The sequence below is a fragment of the Methylobacillus sp. MM3 genome (genome assembly GCF_001645185.1).
Classification (GTDB): domain Bacteria; phylum Pseudomonadota; class Gammaproteobacteria; order Burkholderiales; family Methylophilaceae; genus MM2.
In genome coordinates this window covers 575,698-601,776 of record NZ_LXTQ01000001.1, presented here as the reverse complement: position 1 = coordinate 601,776, position 26,079 = coordinate 575,698, and the positions used below count along the sequence as shown (strand labels likewise).

Below are 26,079 nucleotides of genomic sequence, written 5' to 3'. Positions count from 1 at the left end.
TTACTCCCTGATCAAGTTGCATGCTCTGCCACTTCAAAGAATTTGCGGGTTTCGAACACCGAGGCCGGAAAGGGCTGTCCGTCCAGCTTCAATAAGCGCTTGAGCGCAAAATCGAACAACAGCGGATTATGCGCCCGGATTTCCTTAAGCCATGGCACGGCCGTTTTATCGAGCAGTCCCATCTCGGCCATGTCACCGGCCGAAAACAGCGGCATGACGCCGGGCAGCGGATAGTCCGAACCGTTCAGCAAGCGGCTGTGCCATTCACCGTGCCGCAAGACGGTTTTCAGCGCCCAGGCGCGATTGAATTGGGTAAGCGCGGAGATATCGGCGTAGGCCAGTTTTGCATAGCGCGGCTCGTCCATCAGGCGTGCGAATAATTCGAAGCTTTTCACCCGGGGGCCATTGTTGCCTTGGTCCAGATCAATATCGTCGCCGTCTGATGCGCAATGTGCAATCACTACGCGTACGCCGTGATCCATTGCACGGCGCAGTTTCAACGGGTTGCCGTCGTTCTGGTCGCCGCCTTGCACGGCCAGTTCGCGGCCGGCATGGCTGATGATGGGCAGGCCGCTGGCGGCCAGCGCATCGTAGAATCTGTCGCAACGCTTGGATGCCGGGTCTATGCCCATCGCCGAAGGCAGCCACTTGATGGCCCGGGCACCGTCTTTCACGGCTTGCTCCAGCGCTTCCACGCAATCCGGCCGGTAAGGATGGATGGACGCGACCCACTCGAAATAGGTCGGATGGCGGCGCGCCATCTCGGCGGCGTAGGCGTTGGGGATATAAAAGATGGAATGCTCGGGAACAGGCCTGCCGTCGGTATCGTGCCGCCAGTCGAATGCCAGCAGCATGGCCTTGCAGCCGGGACGCATGCCGTCGAGCAGGTTATGCAGGCGCTCGATGTAGCTGGCATCCATCTTGCCCGGCGCCTCATGCACGCAACCGGCGTTCATGTAGAACAGCTTCTGAAGACGCAATAGGGGATGCCACAGGCTATCCATGTCCGGGCTGAACCACGCGCCGCTGCCGGAATCGCCCGATCCGACGAGATGTGTGTGGCAATCCCAGACCTGCGCCGGGTCTATGCCCTTCCAAACGGCTTGCATCAGCGGATGGCGTGTGGCGGACTCCGGCAGGTTACTGAGGCATTGGTTCATCAGGCCTTGTTCCGGCCAGTAGCTCGCGCCCGCTACACCAGCGGCACCGATGCCGAGGACGGGAAGGGTTTTCAGGAATTGGCGGCGATTCATGATGTGGCCTCTTCCGCCATCTGTTTCAACTTCACATAATCCGTCTTCCCCGTACCCAGCAGCGGCAGTTCCTTCACCACCACGATCTTGCGCGGTACGGCCAGCTCCGGGCTGCCAATATCACGGGCGGCGGTTTGCAGCGCTTCGCGGGTCAGCGCGGCGTCGGTGGTATAGAGCAGGATGTTCTCGCCGCGTTGCGAGTCGGCCTGGGTGCTGGCGGCATGCTGCCCGGTGGGCGCGGCGCGGTTGGCGATTTGTTCGACGGATTCGAGCGACACCATTTCGCCTGCCACCTTGGCGAAACGTTTCACCCGCCCGAGGATACGCACGAAGCCATCGGCGTCGATGTCGACGATATCGCCGGTGCTGTACCAGCCGCCTTCCGGCGCTTTGAGTACACCGGGGTTGTCGTAGAGGTAATACCCCAGCATGACGTTGGGGCCGCGTACGCTGAGCAGGCCGCCTTGGGCAATGCCGGGAACGGCTTCCAGTTTGGGTTCCAGCCCGGGCAGCAGCGGGCCGACGGTGCCGTTGCGGCAGGCCATGGGTGTGTTGACGGCCAGTACCGGGGCGCATTCGGTCGCGCCGTAGCCTTCGAGAATGCGGATGCCGAATTTCTCCATCCAGGTCTTGCGCACTTCTTCGTTAAGCTTTTCCGCGCCGGCGACGACGTAGCGCAGCTTGTAGAAATCGTAAGGGTGGGCGAAGCGGGCGTAGTTGCTGAGGAAGGTGCTGGTGCCGAACAGCACGGTACAGCCGCGGTCGTAGATGATTTCCGGGATGATGCGGTAGTGCAGCGGCGAAGGATAGAGGAACATTTTCGACCCCGTGACCAGCGGCATGATGGCACCGCAGGTGAAGCCGAAGGCATGGAATAGCGGTAACGCGATCATGAACTTGTCGGAGGGGCTAAAATCGATGACCGCGCGGATCTGCGCGATGTTGGCAAGTATGCCACGATGGCTGTGCACCACGCCCTTGGGCTTGCCTTCCGAGCCGCTGGTGAATAGCACCACCGCGGGGTCGTCCGGTGTTGCGGGCCTGGCGACCAGGGTAGGGAACCAACGGGCATAGCCCAGCAGCCAGAGTTTGTCCCACAGGCTGAATTGTTCGCGCAGGTCTTCCAGATAGATGAGTTTCACGCCTTGCAGCGCGGCGACTTGCGGGCCGAGTTTGGCCGCTTCCAGGAACTGGCGCGAAGTCAGGATGGTGCTGACCCTGGCGGCGACGCAGGCGTTCTGCATGCCGGCGGTACCGGCCGTGTAATTCAGCATCGCCGGTACGCGGCCCATTGCGCTCATGCCGAAAACCAGGCAAACCGTATTGGAAACATTGGGCATCAGTACCCCGACGGTCTCGCCGGGAGCGGAGATTTTCTCGACCATGCGCCCCAGCGCCAGGCTGCGCGTCAGCAGTTCGCCGTAGGTTTCTTCCACCTGTTTCATGTCTTCCAGCAGGCGCGTTTTGCGGCCATGGATGTTGACCGCATCCACCAGCGCGCTGAACAGCGTCTGTACCGGCTGCGACTTGAACAGCATTTCCTGCATCAGACGGCGCATCGCTTCGCCCGCTATGCGGCGGCGCAGTTTCGCGGTGGGCGCATCCGGCATCGCAATCGCGGTGACCGGCAAGATGGAAAGCGTGACTTTGGGGAACAGGCTGCGCGGGTAGTTGCCCGAAAGGCGGCTGAAATAGGAGCGTGCGGGGCCGTCGAGGCGGACAGGCAGGATGCAGGCACCGGTTTTTGCGGCGACGAAGCCGGGGCCGTCGTAGACCTTCATCAGGCTGCCGGTCAGCGTGATGCGCCCTTCGGGGAAGATCACTACCGGCTCGCCGGCTTCCAGCAGCTTGATGACCTTTTTCATTGCCAGCGGGCTGGTGGGGTCGACTGCCAAATGCGGCACTTGCGAGAGGATCAGACGGAAATACCAGGTTTTCAGGACGCCGGTATGGACGACGAAGGTTGCCTTGAACGGCAGAAAGAGCCCGAGCAGCAATCCGTCTAGAAAAGATTCGTGATTGGCGACGACCAGCAACCGCTCGGGTTTTTGCGGGTAGTTTTCTCCATTGATGGTGACACGGAACAGCAAACGAAACAGCAAGCGCAGCGACTTTTTAAGCATGGTGACCCCTTTTTGATTTTTAGTACCAGTCAACGTTCTTATTTCTTGCAGCCTTCCGTAGCGTAGGCGTCTCGCCTGCGCTACGAGATTGATTTTGCGATTCAGTCCTTCAAGTCATTTCCTTTACATAAGCGAGCACACGTTGCAGCGCATCGACGATATTGTCCTTGGCGATCCAGAAGTAGACTTCCTTGCCGACTTTTTCGCTATCGAGCACGCCGGCCTCGCGCAGTACCTTGAGATGGTGGTTGACGGCGGTTCTGCTGAGCGCGGAGGTTGAGACGATCTGGGTGATATTGAGGCGCTCTCTCGGCTCGAATGCCAGAAGAAGGCGTTGCCGCTGTTCATCGCCGAGCGCGACGAACAGTTTGGAAGTGCTGCTCCATTCGTAGGGAATGGTGTGGATGCGATCGGGCAACATATGACTAAATAATTAGTCATATGGTTATTTAAGTCAAGAAATTTTTGCTTACGAAACAGCAACGGATTGCAACAAATCCGTAGCCGCGTTTCTGTTGGAATCGTTGGGCGAGGTGGAGTGCAGCCGATGCCCGGCGACGCCCGGAAGCACAGCCTGTATGTCTTCCGGCATCGCATAATCGCGCCCCTCCATCAAGGCCCAGGCCTGGGCGCACTGCTTGAGCGCCAGGCCGGCGCGCGGCGAGAGGCCGTTGATATAACGAGGAGATTTGCGGGTGTAATCGAGCAGCGCCTGCAGATAATCCAGCAGCGGCTCCGAGACATGAATGCCGTGCACCGCCTCCTGCAATTTCAGCAGGATGGAAGCGTCGATGACGGATTGCAACTCGCCGAAGTGCTCGCGGCCGCCGCGGCTCATCAAGAGGTTGCGCTCGGAGCGCATGTCGGGATAGCCCAGTTCGATGCGCATCAGGAAACGGTCGAGCTGTGATTCGGGTAGCGGAAAAGTGCCGATGTGATTCACCGGATTCTGCGTGGCAATCACGAAAAATGGTTCCGGCAGCGTGCGGGTTTCGCCATCGATGGTGGCCTGGCGTTCTTCCATCACTTCGAGCAGCGCGCTTTGCGTCTTGGGCGTGGCGCGGTTGACCTCGTCCGCCAGCAGCACGTTGGTAAAGACCGGGCCGGGGTGAAACTTGAACGCGGCTTCATTGCGGTCGTACACCGATACGCCGAGGATATCGGCCGGCAGCAGGTCGCTGGTAAATTGCACGCGGCGGAATTCCAGCCCCAGTACTTGCGCCATCACATGCGACAGCGTGGTCTTGCCCATGCCGGGCAGATCCTCGATCAGTAGATGGCCGCGCGCGAGGATGCAGGCCAGCGCCAGCCGAATCTGGTGATCCTTGCCGAGAATGATCTGGTTGGCGGCAGTGAGGATGCGCTGCGTGGTGTCGTTCATTCGTATTCTTGCGTGATCCAGCGATTGATGAGTTTGCGCGCTGCCAGGGCGACTTCGCTTGCAGTCAGGCCGAGCGGGCCTATGCCTTCGGCGACCAGGGTATCGGCCGCTGCTCCGTGCAGATAGGTGCCTAGCATGGCGGCCTGATCCAGCTCCATGCCTTGCGCCGCCAGTCCGCCGATAATGCCGGCCAGCGTGTCGCCCATGCCGGCGGCAGCCAGTCCGGGGTTTCCGCTGGCGTTGATAAACCACTGGCCGTCAGGCATCGCAATGACGGTGCCTGCGCCTTTCAGCAACACTGTCGCCCGGTATTTTACGGCGATATCGAGTGCGCTCGCGACGCGGTCTGCTTGCACTTCGGCTACGCTGCATGCCAGTAGAACCGCAGCCTCGCCCGGGTGCGGCGTAAGCAGGGTGGGATGCTCGCGCGTGGCAAGCGTCTGGCGCAACTCGGCGTTCGCCGCGAGCAGCACGAGCGCATCGGCATCCAGAACCAAAGGAGCGGGATAGCGCAATGCGCGGTGCAATGCGCCTTCCGCAAGCGCCGAGCGGCCGAGGCCCGGCCCGGCGATGAGGGCCGTCAGGTGGTTGAGATCGAGCAGGGAATTGCCGTCGCGCAGCATCAGTTCGGGCTGAACCGGATCGACGGCCGGAGTTTCCTCTGTCAGCAGGCCCGCATACACGCGCCCGGCGCCGATCAGCAGTGCGGCGCGAGCGGCCAGCAAGGCCGCGCCGACCATGGTAGTGTCGCCGCCCAGCACACCGATGCTGCCATTGTTGCCTTTGTGGCTGTTGCGCAGACGCGGCGACGGCAGGATAGGAATTTCGTTCAACAGCCAGCCCTGCGGATGCGCTACCGCCCCGGTATCGCCGCCGAGGTCGCTGGAATGCACGGTTCCGGCAAAATCGACCCCATCCAGCGTGAACAGACCCGGCTTCAGCCCGAGGAAGGTGAGCGTATGATCGGCGATCACCGCCTCGCCCAGCACGCGCCCGGTATTGGCGCACAATCCGCTGGGCACGTCGATGGCGAGCACAGGCGCATCCATGGCGTTGATCTGGCGCACGAGCTCGGCATAATGGCCATGCAGCACTTTGGCAAGACCAATGCCGAACAGGCCGTCAATCACCAGGTCGTAGGTTTTTTCAGGCAATGCGGTAAGCAGCTCGCCGCCTGCATCGAGCCAGGCGCGGTAGGCAGCAGTGGCATCCGGCGGCATGCGTTCCGGGTCGCCGGTAAAAAACACATCCACGCGCAGCCACCACGATTTGAGATAACGCGCCGCAACGAGTGCATCGCCGCCGTTGTTGCCGGGGCCGGCAATGATAAGGATGGAGTACGCCTCGTCCGACAGCAGCTCCTTCGCCAGCGTAGCGACGGCCAGGCCCGCTTTTTCCATCAGCCCGGCGGTGCCATGCGCTTGCTCGATGGCGCGTATCTCGCTGGTGCGAAAGAGCGGCGGAATTATCATTGGCTATCGCCGCGCCCGTTGTCGATGTTCTGGGAGTAGCGGACGATCCCGAAAGTGATAGCCAGCATCAATGCGCCGCCCACCCACATCAGCAGATCCTCCAGCGTCGGAGAGGCGTCCTGCACCGGCAGCACGATGATCTTGCGCACCATGACGACCATGGCGACTTCGATAAAGGTTTCCACTTCCAGTTTGCTGCCGCGCAGGTAGCGGATTTCGGCGGTGATCAGCGCCGAAATGATCCATAGCAGCATCAATGTACCCAAGGCATGCAGAAAGCCGTGCACCAGATTGTGCGCGCTTGCCGCTTGCCGCACGTCCTGCCAGAAGAGCCAGGTGAACATCAGCACCGACATCGCCAGCGCCAGCCCGATGATGATGTGTGCGATGCCGTTCAGCCAGACCATGGCCTTGACGGTGAAGCGATTGATGACGTTGAGTTCCTGCGGGAAATGTTCTTGTGACATGGCGGTTATCGGTATTGATCAAGTTGTTCGATTGTAAGTCAGCAAGGGGAGGAGGAACAGGTTTCAGGGCGATTTGGTGGCGTGTGTCGATGCGCTCACGGCCCTTCAACCTTCTGTAGCACAGGTACTGCCTGATTTTCCCACGGCGGATTCCCCTGTCCCAGGATGTCCCACAAGTGCTCCACCATGGCCTTGATCCGTGCCGCACGCCGGGCGGCGGGCAGATAAACGGCGTAGACGTTGATCGGAGGAATGGGATACTCCTCGAGTATGGGTACCAGTTTTCCGTTGCGCAATTCGTCGCAGACCAGGAAGGTGGGCAGGGTGTCGATGCCGAGTCCGCTCACAGCGGCGAGGCGGCTCATGTCGCCGCTGTTGGTGCCGATGCGGCCCTTGACCTGCACATGGTATTCGCGGCCCTCGCGTGCGAACTCCCAGACATTGGGCGAATAGCTATAGGTGAGGCAGTTATGCTGGCGCAGGTCGTCCGGATGGCGAGGCGTGCCGTATCGTTCGAGGTAGGCGGGCGAAGCGCAACAGACCATGCGTACGGGTGCCAGCTTGCGCGCGACCAGGTTGGTCTTGAGGTCGCCAGTGATGCGCACCGCCATGTCGATGCCTTCTTCCACCAGATCCACGATGCGATCCGAAAAGCTCAGTTCCAGGTGCAGATCGGGATAGCGTTTGCAGAATTCGGGAATGGCCGGCGCGATGTACTGGATGCCGAAGCTCGTCGGCAGGCTGATGCGCAACATGCCGCGCGGCTGGCTTTCGGAGGTGGCGGCCTGGGCTTCTGCTTCTTCCACGTCGGCGAGGATGGAGCGGCAACGGTCGTAATAATTGGTGCCGATCTCGGTCAGGTTGAGCCGCCGCGTCGAGCGTTGCAGCAATTGTGCACCGAGATGTTTCTCCAGTTCCGCGACATGGCGCGATGCCGCTGTCGCCGAAAGATGCAGTTGCTCGGCAGCGCGCGCGAACGAGCCGGTTTCAACCACGGTTGTGAAGACGCGCATTGCCTGTAGTCTATCCATTGCCACACCTAACATTCTAATTATCCCGAATGTCGGGATAAATAATTTATGAATGTCATATTTATCCCGGTTTAAGAAATTGTCAAACTGCCGATCATGAATCCGGAAAATCATTATCGCAATCGGCTGCCTGCGCTGTTCGTGCCACATGGCGCGCCGACCTTTGCGCTGGACCCCGGCGAGGCAGGGGCCGCGCTGGCCGGTTTTGCGCGTGAGCTTGTGCGGCCCAAGGCGGTGCTGGTGATTTCCGCGCATTGGGATACCGAACTGCCTACGTTCAGCGCCGCCTGCCGTCCCGAGACCATTCATGATTTCTATGGATTTCCGCAACAGCTGTATACGATCCGCTATCCGGTGTGCGGCGCGGTGGGCTGGGCGATGGAAGCGCGCACCTTGCTGGAGGAAGCCGGATTTTCCGTCGTGCTCGATCCGCAGCGCGGGCTGGATCACGGTGCCTGGATACCGCTGCGCGTGATGTACCCGGACGCTTCGGTTCCCGTAGTGGCGATGTCCGTGCAGAGCCGTCTCGGCCCACGGCATCATTACCGGTTGGGGCAATCCCTGGCGCCATTGCGCGATGCGGGCGTGCTGATCGTCGCTTCCGGCAATCTGACGCACAACCTCGGGCATTTCGGTGCGGGATCCAGGCGGGGCGCAGTTTCGCTGGATTACGTGCCCGCGTTCCAGCAATGGTGGCGGCAGCGCATCGAGGCAGGCGATATTGAAAGCTTGCTGGATTACCGCGCGAAAGCGCCCGGCGCGGTCGAGGCACACCCGACGGAAGAGCACTTGCTGCCGTTTTTCGTGGCCTTGGGCGCAGGCGGAAAGCAATTTGCGCCGCAAGTCGTATACAGCGGCATTGAATACGACATCCTGGTCATGGACAGCTACGCTTTCTGGCCGGAAGGGCAGGGCCATGCAACCGCCCGGAAATCGAGCCGGATGCCACATCGCAAGGAGCTCCAATGATCCAGATACGCAAGGCGGAGGAACGCGGCCATGCCGAGCATGGCTGGCTGGAGTCCTGGCACAGCTTTTCTTTTGCCGAATACTACGATCCGGCGCACATGGGTTTTTCGGTGCTGCGCGTGATCAACGAGGACATCGTCGCGCCTGGCTCCGGTTTCGGCATGCACCCGCACCGCGACATGGAAATCGTCACTTATGTGCTGAGCGGAGCCTTGCAGCACCAGGACAGCCTCGGTACGGGCGCGGTCATTACCGCCGGCGAAGTGCAGCGCATGAGTGCGGGTACAGGCATACGCCACAGCGAATTCAATGCTTCGAGCAGCGAGCCGGTGCATCTGCTGCAAATCTGGATATTGCCCGAACGCGCCGGCATCACGCCGGGCTATGAGCAGAAGCGCATTCCCGACGAGGAAAAGCGCGGCCGCTGGAAAGCGATTGCCACGCACGACGGGCGCGACGATTCATTAACGATACATCAGGATGCCGCACTCTATGCCGCGATCCTGGACGACGGCGAGCGCATCGAATTCCGTCCCGAGCCGGAGCGGGTGCAATACCTGCAAGTCGTTCGCGGTGAAGTGTCGATGAACGGCGAAGTGCTCTCCGTCGGCGATGCCGCGGCCATGCTGGGTGAAAAGGAATTGCTGCTTGCGGCATCGGGAGGTGGCGAGGTGCTGCTGTTCGATTTGCCTGCCGATTTCTGAATGACAACCCCGATTTTGTTTTTGAACCAGTCTTGATTTTTGAACCAAGTTTCATTGGAACCAAGGAGCCACAAGAAATGAATAAGAAACTGTTGAAACAACTGATCGTGGCCGTCGGATTCGTTACATTCGGTACGGCCGCTGCCTGGGCCGACACCGAGGTGTACGGCATCGACAATTCGCACAGTTTTGCCAACTGGAGCATACGCCACGTAGTGTCCAAAGCCTCGGGCACTTTTACCGACATCAAGGGCAAGATCGTCATCGACCGTGCCGATCTGTCCAAATCCAGCGTCGATGCCAAAATCAACGTGCTGAGCGTGAGCAGCAACCACGCCAAGCGCGACGATCACATCAAGAAGGAAGAGTATCTCGACGCCGGGAAATTCTCGGAAATGCGCTTTGTCAGCACCAAGGTCGAAGCCAGGAGCCTTACCGAAGGCGTGCTTACCGGCCAGTTCACGCTGCATGGTGTGACCAGGGAAATTTCCTTCCCGTTCAGGGTGTTGGGTTTTGGCCCGGACCCCTGGGGCGGCAACCGTGTCGGCATCGAAGCGCATACCACCATCCAGGCGTCCGATTATGGCTTCACCTGGCCGCTCAAGCCCAACGCGCCTGTCGGCGACAACATTGAAATCACGCTGCTGATCGAAGGCGTAAAGAATTCTCCTGATTACAAACCCTGGTAATTCCAATTCATCAAAGGATTCGAAAATGACCGATTTATTTACCCCCATCAAGCTCGGCCGCAACGAGTTACGCAACCGTATCGTCATGGCCCCGCTGACCCGCAACCGCGCCGGCGAGGGCAATGTGCCGCAACCGCTTAACGTCAAGTACTACGAGCAGCGCGCCTCGGCCGGGCTGATCATCACCGAGGCAACGCCGATTTCCGAAATGGGCCACGGCTATCCGGCGACACCCGGTATCCATAGCGATGCGCAGGTGGGCGGCTGGAAACAGGTGGTCGATGCCGTGCACGCCAAAGGCGGCAGGATTTTCCTGCAGCTGTGGCAAGTCGGGCGCATTTCGCATCCATCGTTATTGCCGGGCAACGCATTGCCGGTTGCGCCATCCGCGATCAAGCCGGCAGGGCAGGCATTTACCTATACCGGACTTCAGGATTTCGTCACGCCGCGCGCCTTGGCCACCGAGGAAATTCCGGGACTGATCGACGATTTCCGCAAGGCTGCCGAGAATGCGCTGGCCGCAGGTTTCGACGGTGTTGAAGTGCACGGCGCAAACGGCTACTTGCTTGACCAGTTCCTGCGCGACAGCACCAACAGGCGCACTGATCAATACGGCGGCTCCATTGCCAACCGCACGCGTTTATTGCTGGAAGTAGTGTCGGCGGTGAGCAAGGTGTGGGGGTCGGATCGCGTCGGCGTACGTATTTCGCCGATCAATCCGTTCAACGACATCCGCGATTCCCATCCGCAGGCGCTATTCAATCATGTGGCCGATGCGCTCGGCCCGTTCGGGCTGGCTTATCTGCACGTGGTCGAGGTCGGCCTGTCCGATGAAGCGCCGCAGGAGTTCGATTTCGACGAGTTGCGTCGCGCGTATCGCGGCAACTACATCGCCAATGGTGGTTATGACAAGGCACGCGGCAATGCGGCCATTGCTTCGGGCCACGCGGATTGCGTCGCTTATGGCATGCCTTTCATTGCCAATCCGGACCTGGTGGAGCGCTTCCGCATCGATGCACCGCTGAATCCGGCCGACCCGAGTACGTTCTACGGCGGCACGGACAAGGGCTATACCGATTACCCGGCGATCGCCTGAAATGCAATGATCGCATTGCGGCAACATTCCCAGGCTCCGAAACAACCTCAATAAGGGAGACATCTTGGATAGTGTCGATCTTTCTGTCCTGAACGCCCTGCATGAATGGCAGGCGGCGGGCGAAAAAGTGTGGCTGGTGACGGTGGTGGAAACCTTCGGCTCCAGCCCGCGCCCTCCCGGTGCGATGCTGGCCGTGCGCGGCGACGGCCTTTCGGTCGGCTCCGTGTCCGGCGGCTGCATCGAGGATGATCTCATCCTGCGTGCGCAAAACGGGCAATTGCCGGCCGGGCATGCGGAAATGGTGGTCTACGGCGTCACGCGCGAAGAGGCCTGGCGTTTCGGCCTGCCCTGCGGCGGAGCGATGCGTCTGGTGGTCGAGCCGGTGCTGGAGGCCGGCTGGGTGAACGACATCCTGGCGCACATTCGCAATCATCGGCTGGTGTCGCGCACCCTGCATCTCGCTTCACTGCATATCGCCCTGAATAATGCCGGGCGCGACGATACCCTGGCCTACGACGGCGAAACGCTCACGACCGTGCATGGCCCGCGCTGGCGCATGCTGATTATCGGCGCCGGGCAGACCTCGTCCTATCTCGCTCGCATGGCGCAGGCGCTGGATTACCAGGTCATCGTCTGCGATCCGCGCGAGGAGTTCCGCGAGGTGTGGGACGTTCCCGATACCACGCTGGTATCCGATATGCCGGACGATACGGTGCTTGCATTGCAGGCCGATAGCCGGACCGCGATCATCGCGCTGACCCACGACCCCAAGCTGGACGACATGGCATTGCTGGAAGCGCTGAAATCCCCGGCGTTTTATGTCGGCGCACTTGGCTCCAAAAGCAGTAATGCCCGGCGCCGCGAGCGGCTGGCACTTTTTGACCTGACGCCGGATGAAATCGACCGCCTGCACGGGCCGGTCGGCCTCGCCATCGGCAGCCGTACTCCGCCGGAGATCGCCGTCGCGATCCTCGCGCACCTGATTTCCGTACGCCATCAACCGCAACCGGCCGACGCAATTTGCGTCAGCCAGACCCAACCCCAGGAGACCTTGTCATGATTTCTCTCACTATCAACGGCAAAGCCGCGGAGGTCGATGCCGACCCCAGTACCCCACTGTTGTGGGTGCTGCGCGACCATCTGCATCTCACCGGCACCAAATACGGCTGCGGCATGGCCCAGTGCGGCGCTTGTACCGTGCATCTGGACGGGCAGGCCATCCGTTCCTGCGTGACGCCGGTTTCGATGGCCAGCGGCAAGCAGGTCACCACCATCGAAGGCCTGGCCGAACAGGCGCTGGGGAAAAAGGTACAGCAAGCCTGGCAGGAAGTGGACGTGCCGCAATGCGGTTACTGCCAGTCCGGCCAGATCATGGCGGCAACCGCGCTGCTGCAGCAGAACCCCAAACCCGACGACGCGCAGATTACCGCCGCGATGGAAGGCAATCTGTGCCGCTGCGGCACCTACAACCGCATCCGCGCCGCGATCCACAAGGCTGCCGAATTGCAGGGAGAAGCCAAATGAAAACCGTCGCCGAACATAATCCCAATCGCCGCAATTTTCTCAAGGGTTCTGCCGCGCTGGTCGGCGGGCTGGTGATCGGCTTTTATCTGCCGATAAAGGGCGGGCGCGCTTTTGCAGCCGATGCTGCCCCGGCACAGGTGTTTCCGCCCAATGCCTTCATTCGCATTGCTCCGGATGACACCATTACCGTGGTCGTCAACAAGTCCGAAATGGGGCAGGGCGTCTACACTTCGCTGCCAATGCTGATTGCAGAGGAGCTGGAAGCCGACTGGAGTCGCATCCGCGTGGAATCGGCTCCGGTAGGCGCGGTATACAATCACACCGGTTTCGGCATGCAGATCACCGGCGGCAGTTCCAGCGTGTCGTCTTCCTGGGAGCAGTTGCGCCGCGTCGGCGCCAGCGCCCGCGTGCTGCTGGTGCGCGCCGCAGCCCAGGAATGGGGCGTGCCGGAAAGCGCGTGCCGCGCTGAAAACGGGCAGGTGATTCATGCCGCGAGCGGTAAATCGCTGAGCTACGGCAAGCTGGCGGATGCTGCGGGAAAATTGCCGCTGCCGGAAAACGTTGCGCTAAAGGACCCCAAGGATTTCAAGCTGATCGGCCAGCCGGTGAAGCGCATCGACACGCCGGAAAAGGTCAATGGCAGCGCGCAGTTCGGGCTGGATGTCTATATTCCAGGCATGTTGATGGTGCTGATTGCACGCAGTCCGGTGTTTGGTGGCAAGGTGAAGAGTTTCAATGCCGACGAAGCGCGCAAGGTGCCGGGCGTCGAGGGTGTGTACCAGGTGCCCACCGGCATTGCCGTGGCGGCCAACGGCTTCTGGCCGGCCAAAACAGCGCGCGAGCTGCTCAAGATCGAATGGGATGAAGGGGCGGGCGCTGCGCTTTCCACGCCCAAGATGCGCGCCGACTATCTGGAAATGGCGAAAAAGCCCGGGGCTGTCGCGCGCAAGGACGGCGATCCTGCCGGGGCATTGAAACAGGTGCACAAAAGCGTCAGCGCCGAATACGAAGTGCCTTATCTGGCACATGCAATGATGGAGCCGCTGAATGTGGTCGTCGATCTCAAGCCTGATCACTGCGGCATCTGGACCGGCACACAGTCGCAGACGATGGATCATGCATCTGCCGCGAAAGTCGCCGGACTGAAGCCCGAGCAAGTGGAAATCCATACGACCTATCTCGGCGGCGGCTTCGGCCGACGCGCCAACCCGATGTCCGATTTCGTGATCGAAGCGGTGCAGACCGCCAAGGTGATCGGCAAGCCGATCAAGGTCGTCTGGACGCGTGAAGACGACATGCGCGGCGGCTATTACCGCCCGATGTGGGCAGACCGCATCGAGGCCGGCATCGGCAAGGACGGCAGGCCTGTCGCCTGGCAACATACCATTGTCGGGCAGTCCATCGTCGCAGGGACGCCATTCGAGAATTTCATGACGAAAGATGGTATCGATCAGACCTCTGTCGAAGGCGCGGCCACATTGCCATACGCCATCCCGAATCTGCAGGTCGATCTGCATAGCCCGAAAAATCCGGTGCCGGTGCAGTGGTGGCGTTCGGTAGGCCATTCGCATACCGCATTCGTGGTAGAGACGATGGTGGATGAGCTGGCGCATATGGCAGCGCAGGATCCGGTGCAATACCGTCTCGCCTTGCTGGAAAAAGCGCCGCGCCATGCCGGCGTGCTCAAGCTGGCGGCGGAAAAGGCCGGCTGGGGCAGGAAACTGCCTGCCGGGCATGCGTTCGGCGTGGCGGTGCACGAGTCCTTCCACAGCTATGTCGCGGAAGTAGCCGAGATATCGCTGGAAGACGGCAAGATACGCGTACACAAGGTTACTTGCGCCGTGGATTGCGGCATGGTGGTCAATCCGGACGGCGTGCGCCAGCAAGTCGAAAGCGCCGTGATTTACGGGCTGTCGGCAGCACTGCAAGGCGCGATCACGCTGGAAAACGGGCGCGTGGTGCAGTCAAATTTCCACGACTACACGGCCCTGCGTCTCTCACGAGTGCCGCAAGTGGAAGTGCATATCGTCCAGAGCGATGCACCGCCGACCGGTATCGGCGAGCCGGGCACGCCGCCGATTGCCCCAGCCGTTGCCAACGCGGTTTTTGCATTGACCGGCAAGCGGCTGCGTCGGATGCCATTCGACGCCGAGACGCTGGCATAAACGCGTGAAGGCAATCGCGGGCATCGTGCTTGCGGCGGGTGCTTCGCGACGCTTCGGGTCGGACAAGCTGTTGCACCCGATTAAGGCCGGGGATGGAGTTATGCCGCTGCTTGCGCGCAGCCTGTTGCCCTGGCTGGACGTGTTTTCACGGCAATTGACGGTGGTTGTCCGTGCCGACAGCGACGAGCTTCGGCGGCAGGTCGAGCAGGCGCTGGGGCTGGAAAAAGCCGCAGCCATTCATTGGCGCGTTTGCCCGGACTCGGGGCTCGGCATGTCCGCCAGCCTTGCCGCCGGCGTTGCGGATAATCGCGATGCCGATGGCTGGGTGATTGGCCTTGCCGATATGCCCCGCATGCCGACAACCGCAATTGCTGCAGTGCGCGATGCGGTTGCATCGGGTGCGCTTCTGGCTGCCCCGTATTGCGATGAACAGCGTGGCCATCCGGTGGGCTTTGCCGCGAGCTATCGGAATGCGTTGCTCACCCTGCAAGGCGATACGGGCGCGCGTGACGTGCTGAAACGCGATGCCGGTTTGCTGCATCGCATCGACACGACGGATCGGGGAGTCCTGACCGATATCGATAGGCCGGAAGATTTGGTCGGCCCGTAATGCTGCTTGAGTTGTTGCAGGCGGGACGCCTGCGCTACGATGGGGCGCAAGAATAAACCGAAACCGATGCAACAAGAATTTGCTAAAGGAAAACATCTGCATGAAGAAACCTGCCATCACCCGCATGCCCATCCACGAACTGCTCGCCTCCCGCTGGAGCGGCCGCGCTTTCGATGCCGCCAAACCGGTGGATCACGACCAGGTCATCACGCTGCTCGAAGCTGCGCGCTGGGCACCCTCCTGCTATGGGGATCAGCCGTGGCGCTTTCTGGTGTGGAACAAGAGTACGGATATGGCGGCATGGCAACAAGCTTTCGATTGTCTTGCGCCAGGCAATCAAGTTTGGGTCAAGGATGCGCCGCTGCTGCTGCTGACCACGGCCGATACCTTGTTCAACCACAACGGCCAGCCGAACCGCTGGGGGCAGCATGACACCGGCGCGGCGGCCGAGAATCTTTGTCTACAGGCCGAGGCCATGGGCATGATGGCGCACCAGATGGGCGGGTTCGATGCGGACAAGGCGCGAGCCATTTTCAACGTGCCGGAGCGCTACATTCCGATGGCGATGGTCGCGGTCGGTTTCCCGGCCGATCCGGCCACATTCAGCCCGGAAGTGCGTGAGCGCGAGACTGCGCCGCGCAAGCGTCGGGAGCTGGGCGAGCTGTTTTTTGCAGGGGCATGGGACAAGCCCATCATCTGATAGAATGGCTCTTTTAACTACTGATATCCGGGATTAGCATCATGGCCGTCGTCGAACTCACCAAAGCCAATTTCAAGGAAACCATCGAAAAGAACGAGCTCGTCATCGTCGACTTCTGGGCGCCGTGGTGCGACCCCTGCCTGACCTTCAGCGAGACGTTCAAGCAAGTGGCTGAAAATCACCCGGACATCGTGTTCGGCATGGTGAATACCGAAACTGACAACGAAATCGCCGAATACTTCAATGTCGAAAAGATTCCCGGCATCCTGGTCGTGCGCGAACAGGCGGGACTGCTGGCGCAGGTGGGCGAGCTGGGTGCGCCGGCGTTGGAGGAAATCATCAAGTGGGCGCGCGATTACGATATGTCGACTGTGCACGAATACTACGCCGGTCAGCAAAAGGGCTGAGCGTTCGGGGGGTGCGTCTTTCGCACTCCCTCCTTTCCCGGCGTCAGCCGGTAAGGGAGCCGGTGGTGAGCAGCCTGTAGAGGAAAAAAGCGCCGACTGCCATCATCAAATACATTGCAAGGCTTCCGGCAACCGCCGCGGAACTCTTGCCGAACGTTTTCTCGAACCATATTTTCGCCACGTAAAACGCCACAAGTGCCAGTGCGATGCCTACGATTGCCCTGGAGTCCAGGTCGAGCAGTTTTCCGCCCATCGTCGCCAGCAGGCCGTCTCCCGAAAAGATGAGGATGGCGAGACCGACAATACCGAACACCATCAACACAAACTGCGCACCGGCCTTGATGACCGATAGCAGCGATTCCGGCTTTTCGGTCGAGACCTTTTCTTTCTTTCCAGGAAGCGGTTTTGCCATTGGATCATCCTCCAGAGTGACGATATTAATCCGAACTTTCCGGTAGATACTTTGCCGGATCTACCGGCTTGCCCAGCTTGCGAATCTCGAAATGCAGCTTGACGCGATCGGTGTCGGAATTGCCCATTTCGGCGATCTTCTGACCCTTGGTCACCAATTGACCTTCCTTGACCAGCAACTGGCTGTTATGGGCATAGGCCGAGAGATAGGTCTTGTTGTGTTTGATGATGATCAGTTTGCCATAACCACGTAAGCCTGTTCCGCTGTATACCACCTTGCCCGGTGCTGCGGCATGGACAGGCTGACCTTGATCCCCGGCGATGTCCATGCCCTTCGAGCTGCCGCTGTCATTAAAACCGGCCAGTATCTTGCCTTTGGCGGGCCAGGACCATTCGAGCGCTTCATCGTCGGCCGGCATGGCGGGTTTCTCGGTAGCTAGTTCCGCCGGTTTGGGCGTTTCGGCCGCGGCGGGTTTCTCGGCTGTTGCTGCGGGTTTGTCCGTTGGGGGAACAGGCTTGATGGCGGTTACAGCGGGTTTTTGTGCGGGCTCGACGGTCAGTGCCTTGGCGCTGTAGGGTTCTTTCAGCGCCTTGGGTTCAGTCAGCAGGGGAATCGCGTCCGGCTGGACCGGTGCGACATCAATGGGTTTGCCGTCGAGGGGCTTCGCGGTAGGCGCAGGTTCGAGTTTGAGCGGTGTGGCAACGGCAACGTCGCTATCGGCAGGCGCGGCGGGTGCGCTTGCCGTTGCCCTGGGATCCTTCAGCCGGAGCTGTTGCCCGATATAAATCGTGTAAGGCGGCTGGATATTGTTCCACTGAGCGATTTCCTTGTTGTCGAAACCAAATTCCAGCCCGATGCTATAGAGTGTATCGCCTTTTTTTACGGTGTAGCTGTCGGGACGCCAGTCCTTTTCGGCAGGAGCTGTTTTCTTGGCGACGGGCGGGGCAGGCTTGACGGTTTTCTTGGGAGCGGTCGGGCCGCGTTCGATCACGGGAGCCTGATAGTCTGTTGCGCAGCCGGCCAGCAACAGGAGAGCTATCCAGAAATAATGCTTCAACTTGTTCCTCCGAGGAGCGGTACGAACTTGACCGCTTCCAGCTTGGTCTGGCGGAATTCCTCCGGCAGACGTTCGACCAACACCAGCGTTTGCTCTTGCGTGCCGACTGGTATGACCATGCGGCCGCCCACGGTCATCTGCTGCAACAGCTCGTTGGGAATGTGCGTCGCACCTGCGGTGACCATGATGCCGTCGAACGGCGCCAGATCGGGCAGCCCGTAATGGCCGTCGGCGTGCTTCACCTTGACGTTGCGCGTGCGCAGTTCGCGCAGATTGTTGCGGGCCTTCATCAGCAGCGGGCTGATGCGCTCGACCGAATAGATTTCCTGTGCCACGCGAGACAGCACGGCGGTCTGGTAACCGCAGCCGGTGCCGATTTCCAGCACGCGGCCCAAGGGGTTTCCGCTGCGCAGGATTTCCGTCATGCGCGCCACGATGTAGGGTTGCGAAATAGTCTGGCCGTAGCCGATGGGCAGCGAAACATCTTCATAGGCGCGTATCGACAGCGCCTCGTCGACAAAAATGTGGCGCGGGATCGCGTTCATCGCGCCCAGCACCACTTCGTCCTTGATGCCTTGCTCCCGCAGGCGCTGGACCATGCGGTCGCGCGTGCGCTGCGAGGTCATGCCGATGCCGTGCATGGTGGAACTCATAGGCCCAGCCAGGAATTGAGCGCATCGAGTTGCGCGTATTGCGTGAGATCGATCTGCAGCGGTGTGACGGCCACCATGCCATGCTCGACGGCATGGAAATCGGTCCCTTCGCCGGCATCCTGCGCTGAACCGGCGGCGCCGACCCAGTAGACGGTTTCGTTGCGGGGGGTGACCCATTTGATCACCGGCTCGGCCTTGTGGCGCTTGCCCAGGCGCACGACTTTCAAGCCCTTGAGCTGCTCGTATGGGATATCGGGAACATTCATGTTCAGCAATACAGGCGGTGGAAAGGTGTTTTCCTGGAAGCGCTTGACCATCTCGAATACCACGCGCGCGGCAGTGTCGAAATGCTGCGGCGCGTGCCTGGCCATCGATACGGCAATCGACGGGAGCCCGAGCAGGTAGCCTTCCATTGCCGCAGCGACGGTGCCGGAGTAAATGGTGTCGTCGCCCATGTTGGCGCCGTCATTGATGCCGGAAATCACCATGTCAGGCAGGTTGTCGAGCAGGCCGGTAACGGCCAGGTGCACGCAGTCGGTGGGCGTACCGTTGACGAAAAAGAAACCGTTGGCGGCGCGGCGCACGGAAAGCGGCCTGTCCAGCGTCAGGGAGTTGCTGGCGCCGCTGCGGTTGCGCTCTGGAGCCACGACGGTGATTTCGGCGAGCGGCGCCAGGGTTTTCGCCAGCAGGGCGAGGCCGGGAGCAAAGTAACCGTCGTCGTTGGAAAGCAGGATGCGCATGGCTAAGTTACCGGAAATTCGGCGCACTTCCCGACCGGGCGAGGCGTGGCGCAGGTTTTAAGTGGGTTGTTGCGGCAGACGGATGTGCAGTCAAGAACAGCTATCCCGGTTGAGTTCAAACGCATCTTATCTATTCTTGTGAAACGGACCCTCGGGATTATAGCTTAGAGCCTATTTCAGTAGGGAACGACCGATGCGATATTACTCAAAAGCAATGCGACCTGGATCGCGTCAAATTCAGACATGAATGATGGCCTATTGCTTGTCGGTATCGCTTTCCTTTTGCCGATGGTATTGATACAGCGCAAGGATGCTTTTTACCCGCGCCGAGAGTTCGGTGCGGTCGACAGGTTTGGATATGAATTCGTCCGCACCGGCCTGAAGGGCATACAGCCGTGATTCGCGATCGTCGAGCGCGGTGATCATGACGATGGGGATATTCCGAGTAGCCGCGTGCCCCTTGAGTTTTTCCACGACTTCGAAGCCATTCATGTCCGGCATCATCACATCGAGCAAGATCATGTCCGGAGTTTCCCTGGTTGCGATTTGCAACGCCTGCAGTCCGTTGCCGGCGGTGAGTGTGGCATGTCCGTCGGCGTGCAGCATGGCCTCCAGCACTCTGACATTGCGTGCATCGTCGTCAACAATCAGTATCCTGGCGATGTAGTTCTCCATCTCAATCCCCTTGGTGCTCAGTTCTTACTTTTTTGCCGCTGGTTTTCGTGGTGGCGAAATGCAGTGTGTATTGTTTGAAGAAGATGTTCGTCATCCCAGGGCTTGGTGAGAAATTTATAGATTTCGCTCCTGTTCACGGCTTCGGTGATCGCCTGAAGATCGGTGTAGCCAGAGAGAATGATGCGTATCGTATCGGGATACATTTCGCGGACTTTCGCGAGAAAATCCGGCCCGTTGGTCGGCGTCATTCGCGCGTCGGAAATGACCACGCCGACTTCGTTGCCAGCCAGCAGGTTCAGGCCTTCCATGCCGCTTTCCGCGGTGAGGATGGTGTAGCCTTCGCGCCGCAGCAGCCGTTTGAGTGCGGATAGTATCGAAGGCTCGTCATCTACCAGCAATATTGTGTTCTGCGGTTTATGGTGAGTCTCGGGAAACACCAGCTTGTGCTCTTTGGCGAGTAGCGATTCGAATTCCCTGGCGGGAATCGGGCGGCTGAAGTAGTAACCCTGCATTTCGTCGCATCCGCGGTTTTTGAGGAAATTGAGCTGGGCGGTGGTTTCCACGCCTTCGGCTATCGTCAACATCTTGAGGCTCTTGGCAAGCGCGATGATGGCCATCGTGATTGCGGCGGCATTGGGGTCGTAGGTGATGTCGCGCACGAAGGACTGATCGATTTTCAGCCGGTCGATGGAGAAGCGCTTGAGATAGTTGAGCGAGGAATACCCGGTGCCGAAATCGTCGACGGAAAGGAATATGCCCATGTCCTTCAGCTTGCGCGTGGCCTCGATGAAAGCATCGGGATCGGACATGATCATGCTTTCGGTCAACTCCAGCTCAAGATAGGCAGGGTCCAGTCCGGATTCCTGCAATACGCTTGCGGCAAGGCCGGCAATATCCTGGGCGTCGAGTTGGCGCGCGGACATGTTGACCGCGACGCAAATGTTGCGCAATCCGGCGTTCTGCCATGCCTTGTTCTGGCGGCATGCCGTGCGCAGCACCCAATCCCCGAGCGGCACGATGATGCCGGAAGCTTCGGCGATGGGAATGAATTCGGCCGGCGATACCATGCCGCGCTGGGGGTGCTGCCAGCGCAACAGGGCTTCAGCGCCATAGATTTCGCCGGTGTGCAGACTGAGTTGCGGTTGGTAGTAGAGCATCAGCTCGTCGTTTTCCAATGCGCGTCGCAATGCGTTTTCGAGATCGAGGCGTTCCAGCGAGCGGGCATTCATTTCGGTCGCGTAAAAGCTGAAGCGGTGATCCTCCGTTTTTTTTGCACGATGCATGGCCGTGGTCGCATTTTTCAGTAGCGTGTCGATGTCTTCTCCATCACGCGGGAAAATACCGATGCCGATACTGGCAGTCAGAAAAACTTCCCGTTCGCCGATAAGCATCGCTTGTGCCAATGCTTCGAGGGCACCGCGAGCGGCCACGGCGGCCTGCTCTTCCTGTTCCACTTCGATGACCCAGACGAATTCGTCGCCGCCGGTCCTTGCCAGGGTGTCCGTTTCGCCTTCCAGCGCGTGCAGGGTTTTGCCGACCGCCTGAAGCACGAGGTCGCCGGTGCTGTGGCCCAGGCTGTCGATGATGTTGCGGAAGTGATTGAGATTGATGACGAGAATCGCCAGCATGCTTTTTCCCTGACGGGCGCGGTCGATGGCTTGCGCCAGGCGGTCGTTCAGCAGGTTACGGTTCGGTAGCCCGGTCAGGTCGTCGAAATTCGACTTGCGTTCGAGCTGCGCCATGTAGCGAGCCCGCTCGCTGATGTCGGTCACCATGATGACCGCGCCGTGGAGTATTTCATCTTCGAAAATGGGCGTGCTGGAGACTTCGACCTGCACCGCTGTGCCGTCCTTGCGCCAGAATGTGTCCTGAACGCGCTGCACGGTCGCCCCTACGGCAGTCGCAGCGGATATGGGGCACGACTCCCGCGGGTAGGGATCGCCGTTGGGCAAGGCATAATGCACCGCGTCGTGGGCATTGCGTCCGAGCAGCTCGTTGGGCGCATAGCCCAGCATGGTATTGGCGGCAGGGTTGACGAAATTGATGACGCCAAGAGCATCGACCACGTAGATGCCCTCGGCCGCCGACTCCAGTATCAGTGCCTTCTGGTGACTGACATGCCGGAAGGCTTCTTCAACCTCGCGCTGATGCACCCGTGCACGCATGGTTTCGATGGAGAAGGTCAGGTCGTCCACCGTTTCCATCAGAAGCTTGATTTCCTCTTTGTCGAATGCGTCGGGCTCCGCGGCCCACACCACGAGTACGCCGGATACCTGATTCCCGAAATACAGCGGAAGCCCCAGCACCGAGGTCAGTCCATATGTTTTTGCATGGGCATGCCATGGCGCCATGCGAGGATCATTGGGCGCATCGCGGATGAGCACCGGGTTGCCGCTGCGTATTGCGGTACCGGCAACGCCCATGCCGCCGTCCCTGTCGGCCCAGGTCAGTTCTGTCTCGTATAAATGATTGCCCGGCATCCCGTGGTGCGCCATGGGCCGTATGGTCTGTTTTTCATCGTGCTCGGCGTAGCCTATCCAGGTGAATGGATAATTGCCGACTTCCACGATCAGCCGGGTGACCTCCTGCAACTCGCTTGCCTCATCGGCCGAGCGCAGCAATGCGCGGTTGCTTGCGCTCAGGATATGGTGCGCGCGCAGGCTGCGCCGGTGCTGCCGGGTCAGTTGTTCGATGTGGCGGCGATGAGCCAGGAAACCGTCCGCCAGGCTATCGATGGCGGCAGCCAGGCGTCCGGTGACGCTGCCGTCATCCTCGATCCCGGTGCGTGCCCGGAGATCGCCGCTTGCCAGCTTTTCGGCAGTTGCAACTATGTCGTCAAGATTGCTCATTTTGGTCACTAAATATAATTATTGGGTTGTAGGATTACCCGAAATCGCGGATATCACCGTGCTCAGAAAGGACTGGTAACGGATAGGCTTGGCGATATAGCCATCGCAGCCCGCTGCATAGATTTTTTCCTCGTCGCCTTTCATCGCGAAGGCGGTCAGCGCATAAATCTTGATGTCGCGGGTCGCCGGATCGCTTTTCAGTATCCGGGTCGCGGCCAGCCCGTCCATGTCCGGCAGCTGGATGTCCATCAGGATCAGGTCGGGGTGCTGTTGCTGCGCAATTGCAATGCCGCCCAGCGCATGACTGGCCTGCATCACCGTATGCCCCGCGCTGTTCAGCAGAAAAGCGGCGAGCTTCATGTTCTGGACGTTGTCCTCGATGATCAGGATTTTTGCCATTTTCTTCCAAGTGCCCGGTGCACTTCGCCAATGAAGTTTCCGTGGTTGAACTGCGATTTCTTGACGATCTGCAATACGTGCCCGTTCAATATCTTGCGGTCCTCCGCCGAAAGGTATTTGGAGGTCAGCACGATGATGGGAATCCGGGCGGTTTCAGGCGCGGATTTCAAGGTCTCCACAATGTCAAAGCCGCCGATTTCCGGCATCATCAGATCCAGAATGATCAGGTCGGGCTGATGCGATTGCGCCACTTGCAAGCCTTCCGCTCCGCTATAGGTACGCAGTACCGTATAGCCGGCCTTCTCCAGATAGGTTGAAATGATTTCGACCGATTTCGGGTCGTCGTCGATGACCAGCACCGTGGACGTACCGTCCGGTTGGACAAATCCCAGATCGGTGAGTGCGCATGCCAGTTCGTCCGCGGTGATGGGTTTCTGCATGATGGTTGCCGCACCGAGCGACATCCCTTTGCTGCCGTCCGCGACGATTGAGATGATCACGACGGGAATATGCGCATGCGCGGGATCGCTCTTGAGTTTGGCAAGAAAATCCCAGCCGTCCATGCCGGGCAGCAGGATATCCAGGGTAATGAGGTCGGGGTTGCAGCCTTCGTGCAGCTTATCGAGCGCAATCTCGGCGGTTGGCGCGCACACGGTGCGGCAACCTTCCTTTTCCAGTTGCAGCCGGATCAGGTCAGCCGCCCGGGATTCGTCTTCCACGATCAGCACCAGCGGGGCGGCGTTGCTCTTGCCTGCGGCCTTCATGCTTGTCGCGTCGCTGGCGGCCTGCTGCGTGGCGGCGGCGCTCTGGTAGGGGAGCCAGACGGTGAAGGTGCTGCCCTGATCCTGCACGCTGGCGACCGAGACCGAGCCGCCATGGAGATCGGCCAGTTTCTTGACCATGACCAGCCCCAGCCCGGTACCGTCGAAACGGCGCGAGAGCGAGCTGTCGAGTTGTACGAAAGGCTGGAACAGGCGCGACATATCGGCATGGGAAATGCCGATGCCGGTATCGGTGACGGAGATTTCCAGGTATTCCGCCGCGTCGCCTGCCAGGGCGGTATGCATTTCCGGCCGCGACTCGGTGCGGGAAAGCACATCCTCACGCGATAGGCGGCGCGCCGATAGGGCAACCCGGCCGCCTTCCGAGGTGAATTTGACGGCATTCGACAGCAGGTTGTAGATGATCTGCTTGACCTTGCGCGGGTCCAGCCAGGCCGTGCCCAGCGTATCCGGCGCGTCGGTGGTGAGCTGGATGCGATGCGCCATCGCCTTTTCGCGGATGATGGCAAGGCAATTCTGCAGCAGTTGCTGAACGTTGGTTTCCTCTCCCTCCAGCACCATTTTCCCGGCCTCTATCTTGGAGAGATCGAGAACATCGTTGATCAGGTAGAGCAAATGCTGGCCGCTTTCGAAGATGTCGTTGATGTATTCCCTCTGCTGATCGGTCAGGTCGCCGACCAGCCCGTCGCGCATCACCTCGGAGAAGCCGATGATGGCGTTGAGAGGCGTGCGCAGTTCATGCGACATATTGGCGAGAAACTCCGATTTCATGCGGCTGGCTTCCAGCAGTTGCAGGTTTTGTCTGCTGATTTCCTCGCTGCGCAAGCGCAACTGCCCGGCAAGCAGCTTGAGATCGTCGTACTGCTGCACATTGTGCAGGGTCACGCCGAGCTGGGCGGCGGTACGCTCGAGGAAGGTCTGATCGCGGTCGCCGAGCGTATGGTTGGAAACAACCACGATGATGGCCAGCAACTTGTCGAGATGGATGGCGGGACACAGGGCGATGCAGGCGGGGGTAAAGTGCGGCGCGACGCTGTCCTCGTCCGTGAAAGCGGCGTGCTCGCGGTAGTCCTGCAATACGGTAATCCGCGAGTTGCGCGCCACGCTGCGTATCGTTTCATCGCTGAAGCGGAGCTCCATCGGCGCGCCCGGGCTGGTATTGTGGCTCGCCTCCTGGCGGTAGATGCCATGCCATTCGTCGAACCCATACACGGCGGAAACCGGGTAGCCATGATTGCTGCCGAGGATTTCGAGCATGCCTTTCAGTATCCGGCCGCGGTCCAGCGTTGAATTGAATAGCCGCAATATTTCGCCGTGGGTGCGTTCGTAGAGTGCCGCGTGCATCAGCTCCTGCTGACGCACTTCCAGGTCTTCCTTCACACGCACGGCTTCCTCGAAGGTCGAGATCAGGAGGTCGAGTATCTGTTGCCGCTCGGCGTTGACGAAATGCTTCTGGCCCGAGAAGTAAATCTCCATGCCCATCTGCATCTTCTGGTTCTGGCGCATCGCGCGGTTCATCAGCAGGTAATCGATGCGCGCCAGCAGATATTTTTCGTCATAGGGCTTGCGGATGAAATTGTCGGCACCGCATTCCAGACCTTTCAGCACGTCCTGCACATCGGCCAGCGAGGTCACCAGGATCAGGGGCAGATTGATGTGGCGCGGGTTCTGCCGGATGGCGTGGCAGAGTTCGTAACCGCTCATTTCCGGCATCACAATGTCGCTGATCACGAGCTGCGGATCGATTGCTTCGAGCAGCTCAAGCGCCTGTTTGCCATTGAACGCCACCGCTACCTGGAAGTTGTTGCGCTCGAGGAGATACTTGAGGTGCTCCGCCTGCGTCGGACTATCTTCGGCGATCAGGATACGTGCGCCCTGGAGAGTTGTTGTCTGTTTGCGTTTTTCCGGCATCGGATACTCC

At 60.0% G+C, this 26,079-nt stretch carries 25 protein-coding genes; 10 read left to right on the top strand and 15 right to left on the bottom strand.

Annotated features, from left to right (window positions below):
* Positions 1 to 11: 11 nt before the first annotated feature.
* The 7 genes from A7976_RS02805 to A7976_RS15045 all read right to left on the bottom strand — a co-directional run bounded on the left by A7976_RS02805 (position 12) and on the right by A7976_RS15045 (position 7,727).
* A complete protein-coding gene (locus A7976_RS02805; protein WP_067106516.1) occupies positions 12 to 1,253 on the bottom strand; it encodes an amidohydrolase family protein in 1,242 nt (413 codons plus the stop codon).
* Entirely contained in the window at positions 1,250 to 3,376 is a 2,127-nt protein-coding gene (gene aas, locus A7976_RS02800) for a bifunctional acyl-ACP--phospholipid O-acyltransferase/long-chain-fatty-acid--ACP ligase (protein ID WP_067106515.1), read from the bottom strand. The genes A7976_RS02805 and aas overlap by 4 nt, the downstream gene beginning before the upstream one ends.
* 109 nt (positions 3,377 to 3,485) lie before the next feature.
* The gene (locus A7976_RS02795; RefSeq protein WP_067106513.1) at positions 3,486 to 3,797 is read right to left on the bottom strand and encodes a helix-turn-helix transcriptional regulator; all 312 of its coding nucleotides are present in this window, start codon (positions 3,795 to 3,797) and stop codon (positions 3,486 to 3,488) included.
* Between the two features lie 48 nt (positions 3,798 to 3,845).
* Positions 3,846 to 4,757, bottom strand: coding sequence for a MoxR family ATPase (locus A7976_RS02790; RefSeq protein WP_067106511.1), 912 nt, complete (start codon positions 4,755 to 4,757; stop codon positions 3,846 to 3,848).
* Positions 4,754 to 6,229 carry a bifunctional ADP-dependent NAD(P)H-hydrate dehydratase/NAD(P)H-hydrate epimerase gene (locus A7976_RS02785; RefSeq protein WP_067106510.1) on the bottom strand — a complete coding sequence of 492 codons (1,476 nt, stop codon included), beginning with the start codon at positions 6,227 to 6,229 and terminating at the stop codon, positions 4,754 to 4,756. The genes A7976_RS02790 and A7976_RS02785 overlap by 4 nt, the downstream gene beginning before the upstream one ends.
* Positions 6,226 to 6,696, bottom strand: coding sequence for a phosphate-starvation-inducible PsiE family protein (locus A7976_RS02780; RefSeq protein ID WP_067106509.1), 471 nt, complete (start codon positions 6,694 to 6,696; stop codon positions 6,226 to 6,228). The genes A7976_RS02785 and A7976_RS02780 overlap by 4 nt, the downstream gene beginning before the upstream one ends.
* Positions 6,697 to 6,791: 95 nt before the next feature.
* Entirely contained in the window at positions 6,792 to 7,727 is a 936-nt protein-coding gene (locus tag A7976_RS15045) for a LysR family transcriptional regulator (protein ID WP_067106507.1), read from the bottom strand.
* 96 nt (positions 7,728 to 7,823) lie between these two features.
* Between A7976_RS15045 and A7976_RS02770 the strand changes: the two genes are divergently transcribed.
* The 10 genes from A7976_RS02770 to A7976_RS02725 all read left to right on the top strand — a co-directional run bounded on the left by A7976_RS02770 (position 7,824) and on the right by A7976_RS02725 (position 16,591).
* Complete coding sequence (locus A7976_RS02770) at positions 7,824 to 8,696, top strand: class III extradiol ring-cleavage dioxygenase (RefSeq protein WP_067106506.1); 873 nt, start codon at positions 7,824 to 7,826, stop codon at positions 8,694 to 8,696.
* Positions 8,693 to 9,400 carry a pirin family protein gene (locus tag A7976_RS02765; protein ID WP_067106504.1) on the top strand — a complete coding sequence of 236 codons (708 nt, stop codon included), beginning with the start codon at positions 8,693 to 8,695 and terminating at the stop codon, positions 9,398 to 9,400. Before A7976_RS02770 ends, A7976_RS02765 begins: the two co-directional genes overlap by 4 nt.
* Positions 9,401 to 9,477: 77 nt before the next feature.
* Positions 9,478 to 10,089: a YceI family protein gene (locus A7976_RS02760; protein WP_082877942.1), complete on the top strand. Its 612-nt coding sequence runs from the start codon at positions 9,478 to 9,480 to the stop codon at positions 10,087 to 10,089.
* Positions 10,090 to 10,114: 25 nt separating this feature from the next.
* The gene (locus tag A7976_RS02755) at positions 10,115 to 11,185 is read left to right on the top strand and encodes an alkene reductase (RefSeq protein WP_067106502.1); all 1,071 of its coding nucleotides are present in this window, start codon (positions 10,115 to 10,117) and stop codon (positions 11,183 to 11,185) included.
* Positions 11,186 to 11,249: 64 nt separating this feature from the next.
* On the top strand, positions 11,250 to 12,245 hold the full coding sequence (locus A7976_RS02750; protein WP_067106501.1) for an XdhC family protein: 996 nt from the start codon (positions 11,250 to 11,252) through the stop codon (positions 12,243 to 12,245).
* Positions 12,242 to 12,709, top strand: coding sequence for a (2Fe-2S)-binding protein (locus A7976_RS02745; RefSeq protein WP_067106500.1), 468 nt, complete (start codon positions 12,242 to 12,244; stop codon positions 12,707 to 12,709). The genes A7976_RS02750 and A7976_RS02745 overlap by 4 nt, the downstream gene beginning before the upstream one ends.
* A complete protein-coding gene (locus A7976_RS02740) occupies positions 12,706 to 14,874 on the top strand; it encodes a xanthine dehydrogenase family protein molybdopterin-binding subunit (protein WP_067106499.1) in 2,169 nt (722 codons plus the stop codon). The genes A7976_RS02745 and A7976_RS02740 overlap by 4 nt, the downstream gene beginning before the upstream one ends.
* 4 nt (positions 14,875 to 14,878) lie before the next feature.
* The gene (locus A7976_RS02735; protein WP_067106495.1) at positions 14,879 to 15,484 is read left to right on the top strand and encodes an NTP transferase domain-containing protein; all 606 of its coding nucleotides are present in this window, start codon (positions 14,879 to 14,881) and stop codon (positions 15,482 to 15,484) included.
* A gap of 100 nt (positions 15,485 to 15,584) precedes the next feature.
* Positions 15,585 to 16,184, top strand: coding sequence for a nitroreductase family protein (locus A7976_RS02730; RefSeq protein ID WP_067106489.1), 600 nt, complete (start codon positions 15,585 to 15,587; stop codon positions 16,182 to 16,184).
* 41 nt (positions 16,185 to 16,225) lie between these two features.
* Positions 16,226 to 16,591, top strand: coding sequence for a co-chaperone YbbN (locus A7976_RS02725; RefSeq protein ID WP_067106487.1), 366 nt, complete (start codon positions 16,226 to 16,228; stop codon positions 16,589 to 16,591).
* Positions 16,592 to 16,634: 43 nt separating this feature from the next.
* On the opposite strand, the gene A7976_RS02720 is transcribed toward A7976_RS02725, so the two are convergent.
* The 8 genes from A7976_RS02720 to A7976_RS02685 form a co-directional block, all read right to left on the bottom strand.
* Positions 16,635 to 17,003 carry a hypothetical protein gene (locus A7976_RS02720; RefSeq protein ID WP_067106485.1) on the bottom strand — a complete coding sequence of 123 codons (369 nt, stop codon included), beginning with the start codon at positions 17,001 to 17,003 and terminating at the stop codon, positions 16,635 to 16,637.
* 25 nt (positions 17,004 to 17,028) lie between these two features.
* Positions 17,029 to 18,060, bottom strand: coding sequence for a peptidoglycan DD-metalloendopeptidase family protein (locus A7976_RS02715; RefSeq protein ID WP_067106483.1), 1,032 nt, complete (start codon positions 18,058 to 18,060; stop codon positions 17,029 to 17,031).
* Positions 18,057 to 18,713, bottom strand: a complete 657-nt coding sequence (locus tag A7976_RS02710) for a protein-L-isoaspartate(D-aspartate) O-methyltransferase (protein WP_067106481.1) — start codon at positions 18,711 to 18,713, stop codon at positions 18,057 to 18,059. The genes A7976_RS02715 and A7976_RS02710 overlap by 4 nt, the downstream gene beginning before the upstream one ends.
* On the bottom strand, positions 18,710 to 19,453 hold the full coding sequence (gene surE / locus A7976_RS02705; protein WP_067106479.1) for a 5'/3'-nucleotidase SurE: 744 nt from the start codon (positions 19,451 to 19,453) through the stop codon (positions 18,710 to 18,712). The genes A7976_RS02710 and surE overlap by 4 nt, the downstream gene beginning before the upstream one ends.
* Before the next feature lie 255 nt (positions 19,454 to 19,708).
* Complete coding sequence (locus A7976_RS02700) at positions 19,709 to 20,128, bottom strand: response regulator (RefSeq protein WP_067106477.1); 420 nt, start codon at positions 20,126 to 20,128, stop codon at positions 19,709 to 19,711.
* Positions 20,129 to 20,145: 17 nt separating this feature from the next.
* Positions 20,146 to 22,977 (bottom strand): EAL domain-containing protein, encoded by a 2,832-nt coding sequence (locus A7976_RS02695; protein ID WP_067106462.1) that lies wholly within the window; start codon positions 22,975 to 22,977, stop codon positions 20,146 to 20,148.
* Between the two features lie 18 nt (positions 22,978 to 22,995).
* Complete coding sequence (locus A7976_RS02690) at positions 22,996 to 23,376, bottom strand: response regulator (protein WP_067106457.1); 381 nt, start codon at positions 23,374 to 23,376, stop codon at positions 22,996 to 22,998.
* Positions 23,361 to 26,069, bottom strand: a complete 2,709-nt coding sequence (locus tag A7976_RS02685; protein WP_067106456.1) for a response regulator — start codon at positions 26,067 to 26,069, stop codon at positions 23,361 to 23,363. The genes A7976_RS02690 and A7976_RS02685 overlap by 16 nt, the downstream gene beginning before the upstream one ends.
* Between the last annotated feature and the right edge of the window lie 10 nt (positions 26,070 to 26,079).

Bases quoted from the DNA above. Each gene is read 5' to 3' on its own strand.
- A7976_RS02765 (WP_067106504.1), top strand. From the start codon at position 8,693: ATGATCCAGATACGCAAGGCGGAGGAACGCGGCCATGCCGAGCATGGC.
- A7976_RS02695 (WP_067106462.1), bottom strand. From the start codon at position 22,977: ATGAGCAATCTTGACGACATAGTTGCAACTGCCGAAAAGCTGGCAAGC.
- A7976_RS02790 (WP_067106511.1), bottom strand. From the start codon at position 4,757: ATGAACGACACCACGCAGCGCATCCTCACTGCCGCCAACCAGATCATT.
- A7976_RS02780 (WP_067106509.1), bottom strand. From the start codon at position 6,696: ATGTCACAAGAACATTTCCCGCAGGAACTCAACGTCATCAATCGCTTC.
- A7976_RS02730 (WP_067106489.1), top strand. From the start codon at position 15,585: ATGAAGAAACCTGCCATCACCCGCATGCCCATCCACGAACTGCTCGCC.
- A7976_RS02710 (WP_067106481.1), bottom strand. From the start codon at position 18,713: ATGAGTTCCACCATGCACGGCATCGGCATGACCTCGCAGCGCACGCGC.
- A7976_RS02795 (WP_067106513.1), bottom strand. From the start codon at position 3,797: ATGTTGCCCGATCGCATCCACACCATTCCCTACGAATGGAGCAGCACT.
- A7976_RS02785 (WP_067106510.1), bottom strand. From the start codon at position 6,229: ATGATAATTCCGCCGCTCTTTCGCACCAGCGAGATACGCGCCATCGAG.
- A7976_RS02740 (WP_067106499.1), top strand. From the start codon at position 12,706: ATGAAAACCGTCGCCGAACATAATCCCAATCGCCGCAATTTTCTCAAG.
- surE (WP_067106479.1), bottom strand. From the start codon at position 19,453: ATGCGCATCCTGCTTTCCAACGACGACGGTTACTTTGCTCCCGGCCTC.
- A7976_RS02745 (WP_067106500.1), top strand. From the start codon at position 12,242: ATGATTTCTCTCACTATCAACGGCAAAGCCGCGGAGGTCGATGCCGAC.
- A7976_RS02760 (WP_082877942.1), top strand. From the start codon at position 9,478: ATGAATAAGAAACTGTTGAAACAACTGATCGTGGCCGTCGGATTCGTT.
- A7976_RS02805 (WP_067106516.1), bottom strand. From the start codon at position 1,253: ATGAATCGCCGCCAATTCCTGAAAACCCTTCCCGTCCTCGGCATCGGT.
- A7976_RS02700 (WP_067106477.1), bottom strand. From the start codon at position 20,128: ATGGAGAACTACATCGCCAGGATACTGATTGTTGACGACGATGCACGC.
- A7976_RS02725 (WP_067106487.1), top strand. From the start codon at position 16,226: ATGGCCGTCGTCGAACTCACCAAAGCCAATTTCAAGGAAACCATCGAA.
- A7976_RS15045 (WP_067106507.1), bottom strand. From the start codon at position 7,727: ATGGATAGACTACAGGCAATGCGCGTCTTCACAACCGTGGTTGAAACC.
- A7976_RS02685 (WP_067106456.1), bottom strand. From the start codon at position 26,069: ATGCCGGAAAAACGCAAACAGACAACAACTCTCCAGGGCGCACGTATC.
- A7976_RS02690 (WP_067106457.1), bottom strand. From the start codon at position 23,376: ATGGCAAAAATCCTGATCATCGAGGACAACGTCCAGAACATGAAGCTC.
- A7976_RS02770 (WP_067106506.1), top strand. From the start codon at position 7,824: ATGAATCCGGAAAATCATTATCGCAATCGGCTGCCTGCGCTGTTCGTG.
- aas (WP_067106515.1), bottom strand. From the start codon at position 3,376: ATGCTTAAAAAGTCGCTGCGCTTGCTGTTTCGTTTGCTGTTCCGTGTC.
- A7976_RS02755 (WP_067106502.1), top strand. From the start codon at position 10,115: ATGACCGATTTATTTACCCCCATCAAGCTCGGCCGCAACGAGTTACGC.
- A7976_RS02720 (WP_067106485.1), bottom strand. From the start codon at position 17,003: ATGGCAAAACCGCTTCCTGGAAAGAAAGAAAAGGTCTCGACCGAAAAG.